This window comes from Chryseotalea sp. (genome assembly GCF_057350905.1).
Genome location: NZ_JBMRCF010000008.1, coordinates 177,348 through 190,609 on the forward strand (window position 1 = coordinate 177,348; position 13,262 = coordinate 190,609).

The following is a 13,262-nucleotide window of genomic DNA, read 5'->3' on the forward strand; positions in this document are numbered from 1 at the left end:
GAAAATTGTTGTTAAAGAGACAAAATTGAGAATGCTATGAATTTTGAACTGACCGAAGAGCAAATAGCCGTGCAGCAGGCCGCCCGCGATTTCGCCCAAACTGAACTATTGCCTGAAGTGATTGAGCGCGATACGCATCAAAAATTTCCAGCCGCCCAAATCAAAAAAATGGGTGAACTCGGATTTATGGGTATGATGGTGGATCCAAAATACAGCGGTGGCGGTATGGATACCATCTCTTATGTGCTGGCCATGGAGGAAATCTCTAAGGTGGATGCCTCTGCTTCAGTAGTGATGTCAGTCAATAATTCATTGGTATGCTGGGGCATTGAAACCTTTGGTACGGAAGAACAAAAAGAAAAGTATTTAAAGCCGATGGCTGCAGGTCAGATTCATGGCGCATTCTGCTTATCAGAACCAGAAGCCGGTTCGGACGCAACCAGTCAACGCACAACAGCAGAAGATAAGGGCGATTACTATTTATTGAATGGTACTAAAAACTGGATCACAAATGGTGGTACAGCGAGCGTATACATTGTTATCGCACAAACAGATGCTGAAAAAAGACATAAGGGTATCAATGCCTTGATTGTTGAAAAAGGAATGCCAGGTTTTGTAGTCGGTAAGAAAGAAGACAAAATGGGTATTCGTGGTTCTGATACCCATTCGTTGATGTTTACAGATGTGAAAGTGCCCAAAGCAAATCGGATAGGCGCAGATGGCTTTGGTTTTACCTTCGCCATGACGACCCTTAACGGAGGACGTATTGGTATTGCTGCGCAAGCTTTGGGCATTGCCTCTGGTGCTTATGAATTAGCTTTAAAATATGCTAAAGAAAGAAAAGCATTCAATAAAAAATTATCTGAGCACCAGGCTATACAATTTAAGTTAGCAGAGATGGCTACTAAAATTGATGCAGCACGTTTACTTTTATGGCAAGCTGCCTACTTGAAAGATGAGAAGAAAGATTTTGTGAAGGCCGCTTCCATGGCCAAATTATTTGCTTCACAAATTGCACAAGAGGTAACCACGGAAGCGGTTCAGATACATGGAGGTTATGGATATGTTAAAGAGTACCATGTAGAACGTTTAATGCGCGATGCAAAAATCACACAGATTTACGAGGGCACTACTGAGATTCAGAAAATGGTAATCTCAAGAGAATTGCTTAAGTAATTCAATATTTCAAGTTCAAAATTCAAAAGCCCGGCAGCTATTCAACTGTCGGGCTTTTTAGTATATGTACAATTAACTTCTAACTAATTTTATCAAACGCCTTCACAAAGCCCTGCATCTCCTCCTGTGTGCCTATACTTACCCGACACCATTCTTTTCCAGCATAATCCCATACCCTGATTTGATAACCCGCTTCTTCTGTTTTGGCTAAGATAGTTTTACCATCAACAGGGGCCGGAAAGAATAGTAAGTTAATGTGCGACTTTCCGAAAGAGATATTTTTCTTCGTCAAATAATCTTCCAGTACTTTTCTTGAAGCGGCATTTTTTTCTCTGGTCATTTTCATAAACGCAGTATCATCAACACAAGCCTTAGCGGCAGCCAATACCGCCTGATTAATATTTACTCCCCCACCCATGTGATACTTACTCATTTGCTTAATGCGATCGGGTTGTGCAATAACATAGCCTAAACGCAAACCTGCCAAACCATATATTTTTGAAAAGGTGCGTGATACAATTACATCACTCCCTTTTTTTATTAAGTCGACCATGCTACGCTGTTGCGATGGCTCCACAAATTCAAGGTAAGCTTCATCTGAATACACCGTAGTCTTCTTAGCCATCTCTTCACAAAAGTTCTGGTAAGCAGTAAAATCGATGAGGGTTCCCGTTGGATTATTCGGGTTAACCAGGAAAATCATTTTTGTATCTGTACGTACTGCAGTGGCAATTTTTTCTAAATCAAGTTCCAGTTTTTCGTTTACGTCAACACGATCCCAGGTAGCACCCATTCTCTCAGCAAAATCCATGAGCAGACGGAAAGTTGGAAAGGGTGATACCACACGCTTGCCCTCTAAACCAACACCCATACCAGCAACACAAAGCAGCTCACTCGAACCATTACCAATCATAATATGGTCAGGAGTTACCCCTTCCTTTTCGGCCAAAAATTTCTTGAATGAAGTGGTGGCATCAAAAGCGTATCGGTTGCCCTCACTCAGCGAGGCAACAACAGCCTCACGTGCCTTGGGTGATGGGCCATAGGGATTTTCGTTTGATCCCAACCTGATAAGACGGTCTTTTACAATTGATGAAGTATGTAAGCGCTCAGCTTCGCTGACAGGAGCAGCCATTAATTGGTCCACGAGCGAAGGAAGTGAGACAAAACCTACTGTTAAACCTGCTGCTGATTTAAACCAATTTCTGCGTGATACATTTTCCATACCGATACATTTCATAAGGAAGGTACACTTTGTACTAAATAAACACAAGTGGAATTATCTGTTCGGTTAGGAAGGAATAATGCCCATCTTCTTCATTAAAAAAGTAGCATTCATCTTTTCGGCTATACCTTCTTTCAACTTGTAATCGAAAGTGAGTTCATCATTTTCGATGGTCGGTTCAAAGTGATAATTTTTTATTTGTTGCGGGAAGTTTTCTTCCAATACACCCAGCGCCAGGTCATGCGTGGCCACCAGGGCAAGACAAGGTTGGTCAATAAGCTGTTTTACAAGCGCCATAGAACCTGCCTGCTTATCTGTTGAGTTGGTGCCCTTAAGAATTTCATCGAGCAAAATCAGTAGAGGCTTTTTAGTTCTGAGTTCCTCGGTAATGGATTTGAGTCGGTTGAGTTCAGCATAAAAATAAGATTGCTGATCTTTCAACGAATCGGCAGTACGCATACCTGTGCGCAAGTGCATAACAGAACATGAAAAACTTTTGGCACAAACAGGAGCCCCGTTGTAAGCCAGTACCATAGCAATGCCCAAGGTGCGCAGGAAAGTACTTTTACCAGCCATGTTAGCACCGGTAATCAGTAAAACACTTTGCGGATCACCTGCACGAAAATCGTTGCTGACACAAACGCCTTCAGCAAGCAAAGGATGTCCCAAAGCTTCGGCTTTAATATGTTGTTTTTCACTAAAAACAGGAAAAGTATAGTTCGGATGGTTGTAGGTAAAGGTGGCTAGACTATTTGTTACTTCTATTTCAGCCAGGGCATCCAACCATTCTTCTAACAATTCACCATTTTCTTCCCGCCACTTTTCTAACCGATACACACATTGCAAATCGTACAGCAGCAAGCCATTCACTACAAGGTTGGTCATGAAATTTAGGCGTGCATCCAATGCAGATAGAAGTGAAGCAAGCTTCGTGATCTTCACTTCAGCTTCATGTGTTATACTCGACAAATCTTTTAAGTGATCTGATTTGTATTTTTCAAGATTAAAAACCTTTAGCAAAGAGGCATATTGTTTAAGGATTGTATGCTTTCTGCTTACATAATCATGAAAAGCGGTAGTGCGTTTAAAATAACTACCAATAAGTGCGAGTTGTCCGAATACAAATAGACTGGCGAAAGGTTTGAAGACCGGAGAAAAATAAGCAGCAGTAACCAAGGCAAGGGTCAGTGCTGGTACAAGCACCAGGACAGCACGCCACGCTTTTTTATTAGGCAACATGGGCTTGTGTTGCAACCAATCCAGTAGTTGCGTTCTGCTTTCTGCCGTCTCTAGCGAGTTCATGGCAACAGCCTGGAGCATTTGTCGCAAGTCAATGCGTTCACTTAACTCCTTACCGCTTTCCTGATGCTTTATAATGTCACCAATTGACGTTAAGGGATTTTTTAAGTGTGTGGCCAATTGTTTTTTACCTGAATGGGTTGCTGCCCGATTGATGAATTGAAAAAGAGAACCTTCTCCAAAAATATCCAAATCGTAAGCATACACATGATGGGTATCTATAAAAGCAGCTCCCGTTTCTTGTTTACTGAAATCACCTTTTGCAGCTGATAATTCGTGTTCATTGATCTGCAGCAAATTGGTGGTGATCACCTTTTCATTAAAAAGTTTGCTATGGAGTCTTACCAGCCAGGCAAAAATAAACACCACACCTAAAGTGGCCGCTACAAACCACTGATCTTTAAAAGATAAATAAACGCAAGCCGCTATGGCAAGGCCAGCCAGTAGCCTGAACACGGCAATGCGGGCAATTTCTTTTTCTTGCTTAGCCAGTTGAACAAAGAAATCTTTTTTACGCTGCTCGTAGATAGGCAGTCTCTCGTAAGCTGTCATGAAAAATTAATTAGCTAACACGTTCTCTCATATTTAAAAGACAAATGCGTCAGACCGATTTATTCTTTAGCAATCATCGGTCAGACGCATGAAAAACAGGAAAGAATTTGATTTAAAAAAATTAAAGAAATTTCTCAATGATACGCATCACTTGCTCTAATGCCTTTGCATCGGTTTCATCAAAGTCGTTAAGCTGATCGCTGTCGACATCCAGCACCAAAGCTACTTCGCCATTCTTAAAAGCAGGCAATACAATTTCTGATTTGCTGGCCGAGCTACAGGCAATGTGCCCTGGAAATTCATCTACATTCGGAACAAGAATTGTTTTCTTCTCTTTCCAGGAGGCGCCACAAACACCCTTGCCAAAATTGATACGTGTACAGGCGATTGGCCCCTGAAATGGCCCCAACACCAATTGATTATCTTTCACCAGATAAAAACCAACCCAGAAAAAATTCATGGTCTGTTTTAATGCTGCCGTTACGTTAGAAAGGTTGGCGACAACATCATTTTCACCTTGCACCAAGGCCTCGATTTGAGGAACAAGTGTTCTATATCTTTCAGCTTTATCAGCACTTTGTGCGATAATGAGTTCTTCTGCCATGTCTGGATGTTAATTTAAAACTACTGATTTAAGTATCTGGTCTTTTATACGTAAACAGGTTATCACCCATTACGTTTTCTGTGTGCAGAAGGTTCCCGTGAAAGTGAGGTGCTTTGATGCCTTTGTTAAATAATTTGGGTGATTTAAAAATCCTGAGCTCCTCCCATAGCCCCTCGTTGATAAAGGACTGTAAAGTATGCGCACCCCCTTCAACAAAAAGTGAGTGAATGCCCCTTTTATGCAGGTCCTTCAATAAATGCCATAAGAAACCCTGTTCTTCAATGCGCATTAGCGTAAGGTTAGGATGCTCCTCATGTTTTAATACATTATAAATAATAGTCGGTTGTGTACCATCCATAATATGTAATCTCTCTGAAAGCTTCAGAAAGCGATCGATAACAATTCGTACAGGATTCTTACCAGTCCAATCGCGCACATTCAGTTGCGGGTTGTCGTGGGCAGCCGTATTGCGTCCTACTAAAATGCCATCCTCCTCGGCTCGCCATTTATGTACAAGCTGTCTGGAATATTCATTGCTGATCCATTTAGAATCATAATTCTCTTTGGCAACAAAGCCATCAGCGGTCTCTGCCCATTTTAAAATGATATAAGGTCTTTCCTTTTCAATGGCATGAAAAAAACGTTTGTTTAAGCGAAGCCCTTTTTCACCTTCAACACCCACAGTTACTTCAACACCGGCAGCCCTGAGTTTTTCTATGCCTTTACCTGCAACCAAACTATGTGTGTCTTTATTGCAAACAATTACACGCTTTACACGATGTTCAAGTAGTAAATCAACGCAAGGTGGGGTCTTGCCAAAGTGCGAACATGGTTCCAGTGTAACATAGACCGTACTTTCTGACAACAAACTTTTGTCCGCTACAGCATGGATGGCGTTTACTTCGGCATGCGGTCCGCCAAATTGATGATGCCAGCCTTCACCGATTATCTTTCCTCCATGCACAATAACACAACCCACCATGGGGTTAGGACTCACCCTTCCCTGACCCAATTGGGCTAATTCCAGGGCGCGTTGCATGTAGACTTCGGGAGATGTCATGGACAATCGTTAGTATTGCAAAACTAATGAACGCCAAAGTATTATTCGACAACATTGTAAAGGAAATTACCATTCCTGAGTCTCCGGATGAGATACAAAGTATTGCATTCTTGATTATGGAAAAGCTTTACAGAACAGACAGAACACGCATTCTTGCACAACAGGAGATCAACGATCCTCAAAAAAGTGTTTTAGATGCCATCCTTAAACGTGTAAACACTGAAGAGCCTGTTCAATACATTTTAAATGAAGCATATTTTTATGGACGCACTTTTTTTGTAGATGCCTCTGTATTAATACCCCGCACCGAAACAGAATTACTGATTGAATTGGTGGTGGCCGAATACGCACATAAAAAAAATGTGTCCATTTTAGATGTAGGCACCGGCAGTGGCTGCATAGCCGTTACGCTGGCTAAAGAAATGCCTGGGGCAGAAGTATTTGCCATCGATGTAAGCGAAGAAGCCCTGAACACTGCACGAAAAAATGCTGATAAGTTAGAGGCAACTGTTTACTTTGATCGCGTGAATTTTCTAGAGCAGAAAACGCAACATAAAAGTTTATCAGCCATTGTCAGCAATCCGCCTTACATCATGCATTCAGAAAAAAACCTGATGCGCAATAATGTACTTAAATACGAACCACATGTAGCCATGTTTGTACCGGATACTGATCCTTTAATTTTCTATAAAGAAATTGCGAGACAGGGATTAGAAGCCTTAGTCCCTGATGGAAAAATTTTTGTTGAAATCAATGAGCAGCTCGGCAACATGATGTGCGAAATGTTTGAAAGTTTCGGTTATACAAAAACCAGTATTGTTAAAGACCTTTTTGGCAAAGAAAGAATAGTAACCGCCAGCAGATGAGTAAGCCTTTATTATTACTGCACGGAGCCCTTGGGGCGGCTTCGCAATTTGATTCCCTTCAGCAGATACTGGAGGCACAAGGAAAAAAAGTATATACTATAAATTTCAGTGGTCATGGTGGTAAACCTGTCTCTGACAAGGGATTCAACATTCCGGTATTTGCTGATGAGGTTTTTGAGTTTCTGGAACAAAACGCTTTATCACAAGTAGACATTTTTGGCTATAGCATGGGGGGTTATGTCGCTTTATGGTTAGCCGCTCATCATCCGGAAAAAATTAATAGAATTTTTACACTAGGTACAAAATTCGACTGGAGTGAAGCGGGTGCAGCACAAGAAACCAAGAAACTCAATCCTGATAAAATACTAGAGAAGGTTCCTGCCTTTGCTAAAGTGCTGGATGAACGTCATAAACCCCTTGACTGGAAAGCAGTGATGCTAAACACTGCCGACTTGATGCGCGAATTAGGGCGCGAGCCCTTGCTTCACCAGGAAGTTTTGTGTTCCATTAATACAAAAACCTGCATAGCCGTTGGTGATGCTGACGATATGGTGAATCGTTTTCATAGTGAGGAAGTCTCCAAATTATTGACGAATGCTTCTTTTAAGATCATAAAGGAAACACCACACATGATTGAACGCGTAAATTTGACATTGCTCAGTCAAACACTCAACGAATTCTTTGCTTAACTTGCCAAAAATTTTTTTATGCTAAGTGCCAACCAGTGTTACACCATCTTCAATAAAAGTATTGACGATTACCATAAGAAGGATCATGTAGATACACCTATTGAAAATCCATATCCGGCAAATTCTTTTGAAGCCTTACTCTATCACAAAAACTGGATTGATACTGTACAATGGCATTTGGAAGACATTATTCGTTTGCCAGACATTAATCCAACAGAAGCCCTGGCTATTAAAAGGAGGATTGATAAGAGCAATCAGGACCGCACGGATCGTGTGGAACAAATCGATGACTTTTTTCTGGAAGCATTTAAAAATGTAACGCCCAAAGCAGGTACACGCATTAACTCTGAGACACCTGCCTGGCTATTAGACCGCATGAGTATTCTCATGTTGAAGATATACCACATGCAGGAGCAGACGGAACGTAAGGATGCCAGTGCAGAGCATATCACTAAATGTCAGTTAAAGCTGAATATTTTAATGGAGCAAAAAACAGATATGCAATTGGCTTTTGATGAGCTGATGGAGGATATCGGAAGTGGTAATCGTAGATTTAAAGTTTACAGGCAGATGAAGATGTACAATGATGCTTCATTGAACCCTATGCTTTATCAGAAAAAATAGAAATTTCAAATTTGAAATTTGAAATTGTAAAGACATTGATTAGGTCCTCCTCGGTCTGTGTCCCCGCAGATCGAAAATTTGAATAAAATGTAGTTTGCGAAGACAAGAACCAAGGTATTTGGTATTGGCTATATAAGAAATAAAGAGACAAATATGGTCTGTAGGGACACAGACCAAGGGTAAGATTTTTAGAGAAGATGCTTCCAAAAAAAATATTGATACTTCGGTTCTCGGCCATGGGCGATGTGGTGCTGATAGTACCTGTGCTACGCTCGGTGTTGGCCGAATATCCTGAGCTGCAAATCAGTGTAGTTACAAGACCAAAGTTTACTTCTTTCTTCCACCATTTATCTAATGTAAAAGTAATTGCTGCTGATGTTGATAAAGAATTCAAAGGCTTTGGTGGATTATGGCGTTTGTTCAAAAAACTAAAGACAGAGAAATTCGATTTGGTGATTGACGAGCATGATCACCTACGGACAAAATTTTTACGTACGCTGTTTTTCTTAGCAGGCACACCAACACTTGTTTTCGATAAAGGCAGAAGCGATAAAAAGAAATTTACACGAACTGAAAACAAGATAACAAAACCTTTACCGCATACTGTTGAACGTTACAGTGATGCTTTTAAAAAAGCTGGTTTCCACTTTTCACTTTTGCATGGCCCGCATTTGATTAGCGAACCTGATGTCAGAAATGAAGTAGCACAGTGGCTGCAAGCGGAAGATTTGACAAAAAGCGAACCCTGGATTGGTGTAGCACCCTTCGCCATGCACCGTTCCAAAATCTGGCCAGTTGAAAATTATGCTCAATTATTTCGACTCATACTCGAGCAAAAAAACTGCCGCTTCTTCCTCTTTGGTGGCGGGCCAAAAGAAATTGATTTTTTCAATACCTTGAAAAATGAGTTTCCAAGTCAAGTCACAATAGTAGCGGGTGTGCTTAAACTCAATAAAGAAATTGCTCTGATGCAAAAGCTTGATTTGATGCTTTGTGTAGATTCTTCCAACATGCACTTCGCGACTTTAGCAGGAACCCCGATTTTATCTATTTGGGGAGGTACACACCCTGATGTTGGCTTTGGCCCTTTTCAACGTGACGAAAATTTCATTATCCAGATAAATCGTGAAGAATTGACTTGCCGCCCTTGCTCAGTGTATGGAAAGGAAACTTGTGCACGAGGTGACTTTGCCTGTATGACGCGCATCACACCTCAACTTGTAAGCAATAGAATTACAGAGATTTTAAATTTTAAATTTTAAATTAATCTCATGCACATTGATATCATCACTTGTCTACCCAAACTGATCGAAAGTCCTTTTAACGACTCCATCCTAAAGCGTGCGCAGCAAAAGGGTTTGGTAACGGTGGATATCATTGATCTGCGCAACTACGCGACTGATAAGCATAAGTCAGTTGATGATTACGCCTATGGTGGTGGCGCAGGTATGGTGTTGATGATTGAACCAGTTGATCGCTGCATTAGTGATTTAAAAAGTAAGCGTCAATATGACGACATCATTTACATGAGTCCGGATGGAGAATTGCTTACCCAAAAAGTGAGTAATGAATTAAGCCTGAAAGAGAATTTGATTTTGTTGTGTGGGCATTACAAAGGTGTTGATGAAAGAGTGCGCGAGCATTTAATCACGCGTGAGATCAGCATTGGCGATTATGTGCTTTCAGGGGGTGAGTTGGCAGCCGCAGTCGTAGCCGATTCCGTCATCAGACTTTTACCCGGTGTGCTCAATGATGAAACCTCTGCCTTAAGTGATTCCTTTCAGGATGGATTGGTAGCGCCTCCTGTCTACTCCAGACCAGCAACCTACAAGGGTTGGAATGTTCCGGATGTACTTTTGTCCGGGCACGAAGCAAAAATTAACACTTGGAAACAGGAACAGGCAATTGAACGAACCCGAAAAAGAAGACCTGGCTTATTAGAGTAATTTCAGTGGAAAGTAATTCGCGATGTGCTCGAAGTCGCGATCCTGATGAAGTATATAGGCATTATTAAACAGCGCATAATACGCGATAAGACAATCATTCGATTTACGAATAGGCACTCCGTTCTTTCTTAGTAACCTGTAAATATTGGCAGCCTCTATAGCCGCAGTAAATGGCTCTGCATACAACAAATCAAAAGTTTCCAAATTCTTTTTGATCCGTTCAAAATTCTTGTCGTCTGCAATACCATTCAGCACTTCCTGAAAAATGAGCGGACAGGTGCTTATGGTATTTTCTTCGGTCATCAAGTCAGTCAGTAATGCTGTTTCTCGGCTCTCCAGATTATTGAAAAATGCTATCCAAACTGACGAATCCACTAAAATGGGCAGCATATTATTTAGTGTTCGTGTTTCTTAATTCATCCAGGTCACCATTCCATTTCACCTTACCCCTCAACTCAAGCAAATCGCGTTGGGCAAGCATACGTCTGAACAGTTGAAGCGCCATTTCTACTGCTTCCTTCTTGGTTTTGGCCTCGCTTCTTTCCATCACATTGGCCAGTAAATCATCGTCAATGTCAATATTTGTCCTCATTTTAATTCTCTATACACACGAAAATACAAAATTCGTACACAAAGCATAAATTTGATGACATTTTTTGGTGTCTTCGAATCGAAATCCCGATTCTTTCCCTACATTTGCAGTCCATTTTCAAAACACCATCGAGTTATGGCAGATCTTATCAAACTTGTAGAGCAGGAATTCGCGAAGGTTCGTGAGTCTATGCCGTCTTTCAAAGCAGGCGATACCGTGAACGTTCACGTGAAAATAAAAGAAGGTAACAAGGAGCGTATTCAGCAGTTCCAAGGCGTTGTTATGCAGCGCAGAGGCACAAACAGCAACGGAGAAACTTTTACAGTACGTAAAATTTCTAACGGTGTTGGTGTTGAGCGTGTGTTCCCTATTACCGCTCCTACTATCGACAAGATTGAAGTTGTAAAGTTTGGTAAAGTGCGCAGAGCCAAGTTGAACTACCTGAAAGGTCGTCAAGGTAAGTCTGCTCGTATCAAAGAGAAATTATAATCTTTCTATAAAAACTTTAAAATCCGCTCAAAAGGCGGATTTTTTTGTTTACTGACCATTCATCAACATTGCAAACGGTTGTTGCAATTACCGGCAAATCACCATCCGTCTTATCGAATAATTGATAACTTTGTCACCTTTCAGAAACTAAAATCATGGCAAGAAACATTTCAGAACTTCTTGGCAAAGACGCAGAATATCTGCTCGGCCACAAAAGCAAAACCATTTCTAAAGATCAACTTCACACGCCCAACCCGAATTTTGTGGACCAGGTGTTTACCCAGAGCAACAGAAGTCCGCAAGTACTTCGCAGCTTACAGCAGTTGATGGACACAGGTCGCTTAGGTGGCACTGGTTTCGTTTCAATTCTTCCTATAGATCAGGGTATTGAGCACAGCGCTGGTGCTTCTTTCGCTAAAAATCCTGCTTACTTCGATCCCGAAAACATTGTAAAACTTGCCATTGAAGGCGGTTGCAACGGTGTGGCTACTACTTTTGGCGTATTGGGCATGATGTCGCGCAAATACGCACACAGAATTCCATTCATTGTAAAAATTAACCACAACGAATTACTTACTTACCCCAATAAGGCTGAACAAATTATGTTCGGTTCAGTAGACGATGCCTGGAACTTAGGTGCCATGGCTGTGGGTGCTACCATTTATTTTGGTTCTGCCGATGCTACCAGACAAATCGTAGAGGTTGCCAAAGCTTTCGAACGTGCTCACCAATTAGGTATGGCTACCATTCTTTGGTGCTATACACGTAATAGTGCCTTCAAAAAAGATGGTGTTGATTACCACGTATCGGCTGACTTAACTGGGCAGGCCAACCACCTGGGTGTAACTATTCAGGCGGATATTATTAAGCAAAAATTAGCCGAGAACAACGGTGGTTACAAAGCCTTGAACACAGGTGGAAGCAGCTACGGTAAGCTCGATGAAAAAATTTATACTGACCTTACTTCAGAACACCCTATTGATTTATGCCGCTACCAGGTAGCTAACTGCTTCATGGGCCGTGCGGGGCTTATCAACTCAGGTGGTGAGTCGAAAGGTGCAAGCGATTTGGCAGATGCTGTACGTACAGCCGTTATCAATAAGCGTGCGGGAGGTATGGGCTTAATCTCTGGTCGTAAGGCTTTCCAAAAACCGTTAAAAGATGGTATCGAAATTCTGAATGCTATTCAGGATGTGTATCTGGATAAGTCTGTTGACTTAGCCTAAATCTTAAAATTAGCCGGAGCATAAGCATCGGCTAATTTTCAAATTATCAAATCATCAAATCAAATTATGGCTTGGTTTAAACGTAGCGACAAAGGAATTCTTACTCCGACAGAAGCGAAACGCGAAGTGCCTGATGGACTTTGGTTCAAATCACCTGCCGGTAAAATTGTTCACACCCGTGAATTAAAAAACAATGCTTACGTAGTGCCTGAAGAGGATTACCATGTGCGCATCGGTTCTGCAGAATATTTTGAAGTACTCTTCGACAACAATGAGTTCACCGAATTAGATCCGAATATGGAATCCGGTGATCCATTGAAGTTTGTTGATACTAAAGCGTATCCAAAACGCATTAAAGAAACGCAGGCTAAAACTGAGTTAAAAGATGCTTGCCGTTCTGCCTATGGTAAAATGAACGGACTGGATATTGTGGTAGCCTGTATGGACTTTGCTTTTATTGGAGGCTCTATGGGTTCTGTAGTAGGTGAAAAAATTGCCCGTGCTATGGATCACAGCTTAAAACACAAAAAACCATTCCTGATGATTTCACGCTCCGGTGGTGCGCGTATGATGGAAGCTGGTTTATCATTGATGCAAATGGCAAAAACTTCTGCTAAAATCGCTCAACTCGATCAGGCAAAAGTGCCTTACATATCTTTGATGACAGACCCGACAACGGGTGGTGTTACTGCTTCCTACGCCATGTTAGGCGATTTCAACATAGCGGAACCAGGAGCACTGATCGGATTTGCGGGGCCACGTGTTATTCGCGAAACAATCGGAAAAGATTTGCCAAAAGGATTCCAAAGTGCAGAGTTTGTACTGGATCACGGCTTCCTTGATTTTATTGTTGACAGAAGAAGCATCAAAAGCAGACTGACAACTTTATTGAAAATGCTTCAGTAAAAAAACAG

At 41.5% G+C, this 13,262-nt stretch carries 15 protein-coding genes; 9 read left to right on the plus strand and 6 right to left on the minus strand.

Features of this window, described 5'->3' with window-relative positions; translation table 11 throughout:
- The first annotated feature begins 36 nt into the window (after nucleotides 1-36).
- Nucleotides 37-1,176, plus strand: coding sequence for an acyl-CoA dehydrogenase (locus ACO1XM_RS09140; protein WP_486228107.1), 1,140 nt, complete (start codon nucleotides 37-39; stop codon nucleotides 1,174-1,176).
- A 79-nt stretch (nucleotides 1,177-1,255) separates the two neighbouring features.
- On the opposite strand, the gene ACO1XM_RS09145 is transcribed toward ACO1XM_RS09140, so the two are convergent.
- The 4 genes from ACO1XM_RS09145 to ribD all read right to left on the minus strand — a co-directional run bounded on the left by ACO1XM_RS09145 (nucleotide 1,256) and on the right by ribD (nucleotide 5,916).
- Nucleotides 1,256-2,401 carry a pyridoxal phosphate-dependent aminotransferase gene (locus ACO1XM_RS09145; RefSeq protein WP_486228109.1) on the minus strand — a complete coding sequence of 382 codons (1,146 nt, stop codon included), beginning with the start codon at nucleotides 2,399-2,401 and terminating at the stop codon, nucleotides 1,256-1,258.
- 66 nt (nucleotides 2,402-2,467) lie between these two features.
- The gene (locus tag ACO1XM_RS09150) at nucleotides 2,468-4,252 is read right to left on the minus strand and encodes a MutS-related protein (protein WP_486228111.1); all 1,785 of its coding nucleotides are present in this window, start codon (nucleotides 4,250-4,252) and stop codon (nucleotides 2,468-2,470) included.
- A gap of 121 nt (nucleotides 4,253-4,373) precedes the next feature.
- Nucleotides 4,374-4,856, minus strand: a complete 483-nt coding sequence (locus tag ACO1XM_RS09155) for a GAF domain-containing protein (RefSeq protein WP_486228113.1) — start codon at nucleotides 4,854-4,856, stop codon at nucleotides 4,374-4,376.
- A 28-nt stretch (nucleotides 4,857-4,884) separates the two neighbouring features.
- Nucleotides 4,885-5,916, minus strand: a complete 1,032-nt coding sequence (gene ribD, locus ACO1XM_RS09160) for a bifunctional diaminohydroxyphosphoribosylaminopyrimidine deaminase/5-amino-6-(5-phosphoribosylamino)uracil reductase RibD (RefSeq protein ID WP_486228115.1) — start codon at nucleotides 5,914-5,916, stop codon at nucleotides 4,885-4,887.
- Between the two features lie 26 nt (nucleotides 5,917-5,942).
- Here ribD and prmC point away from each other — a divergent pair, with 26 nt between their 5' ends.
- The 5 genes from prmC to trmD all read left to right on the plus strand — a co-directional run bounded on the left by prmC (nucleotide 5,943) and on the right by trmD (nucleotide 10,041).
- Nucleotides 5,943-6,782 (plus strand): peptide chain release factor N(5)-glutamine methyltransferase, encoded by an 840-nt coding sequence (gene prmC, locus ACO1XM_RS09165; protein WP_486228117.1) that lies wholly within the window; start codon nucleotides 5,943-5,945, stop codon nucleotides 6,780-6,782.
- Nucleotides 6,779-7,471 carry an alpha/beta fold hydrolase gene (locus ACO1XM_RS09170; protein WP_486228119.1) on the plus strand — a complete coding sequence of 231 codons (693 nt, stop codon included), beginning with the start codon at nucleotides 6,779-6,781 and terminating at the stop codon, nucleotides 7,469-7,471. The genes prmC and ACO1XM_RS09170 overlap by 4 nt, the downstream gene beginning before the upstream one ends.
- A gap of 18 nt (nucleotides 7,472-7,489) precedes the next feature.
- A complete protein-coding gene (locus tag ACO1XM_RS09175) occupies nucleotides 7,490-8,095 on the plus strand; it encodes a DUF4254 domain-containing protein (RefSeq protein WP_486228121.1) in 606 nt (201 codons plus the stop codon).
- A 197-nt stretch (nucleotides 8,096-8,292) separates the two neighbouring features.
- Nucleotides 8,293-9,357 (plus strand): glycosyltransferase family 9 protein, encoded by a 1,065-nt coding sequence (locus ACO1XM_RS09180; RefSeq protein ID WP_486228123.1) that lies wholly within the window; start codon nucleotides 8,293-8,295, stop codon nucleotides 9,355-9,357.
- A 9-nt stretch (nucleotides 9,358-9,366) separates the two neighbouring features.
- A complete protein-coding gene (gene trmD, locus ACO1XM_RS09185) occupies nucleotides 9,367-10,041 on the plus strand; it encodes a tRNA (guanosine(37)-N1)-methyltransferase TrmD (RefSeq protein WP_486228125.1) in 675 nt (224 codons plus the stop codon).
- Here trmD and vapC read toward each other — a convergent pair.
- Together vapC and ACO1XM_RS09195 are read right to left on the minus strand one after the other, a co-directional pair.
- Entirely contained in the window at nucleotides 10,033-10,431 is a 399-nt protein-coding gene (gene vapC / locus ACO1XM_RS09190) for a type II toxin-antitoxin system VapC family toxin (protein WP_486228127.1), read from the minus strand. The genes trmD and vapC overlap by 9 nt on opposite strands.
- Nucleotide 10,432: 1 nt before the next feature.
- On the minus strand, nucleotides 10,433-10,633 hold the full coding sequence (locus ACO1XM_RS09195; RefSeq protein WP_486228130.1) for a type II toxin-antitoxin system VapB family antitoxin: 201 nt from the start codon (nucleotides 10,631-10,633) through the stop codon (nucleotides 10,433-10,435).
- Between the two features lie 135 nt (nucleotides 10,634-10,768).
- Between ACO1XM_RS09195 and rplS the strand changes: the two genes are divergently transcribed.
- The 3 genes from rplS (at nucleotide 10,769) to accD (ending at nucleotide 13,254) form a co-directional block, all read left to right on the plus strand.
- A complete protein-coding gene (gene rplS / locus ACO1XM_RS09200; protein ID WP_486228132.1) occupies nucleotides 10,769-11,122 on the plus strand; it encodes a 50S ribosomal protein L19 in 354 nt (117 codons plus the stop codon).
- 155 nt (nucleotides 11,123-11,277) lie between these two features.
- Entirely contained in the window at nucleotides 11,278-12,348 is a 1,071-nt protein-coding gene (locus ACO1XM_RS09205; RefSeq protein WP_486228134.1) for a class I fructose-bisphosphate aldolase, read from the plus strand.
- Between the two features lie 66 nt (nucleotides 12,349-12,414).
- On the plus strand, nucleotides 12,415-13,254 hold the full coding sequence (gene accD / locus ACO1XM_RS09210) for an acetyl-CoA carboxylase, carboxyltransferase subunit beta (RefSeq protein ID WP_486228136.1): 840 nt from the start codon (nucleotides 12,415-12,417) through the stop codon (nucleotides 13,252-13,254).
- The last annotated feature ends 8 nt before the right edge of the window (nucleotides 13,255-13,262 follow it).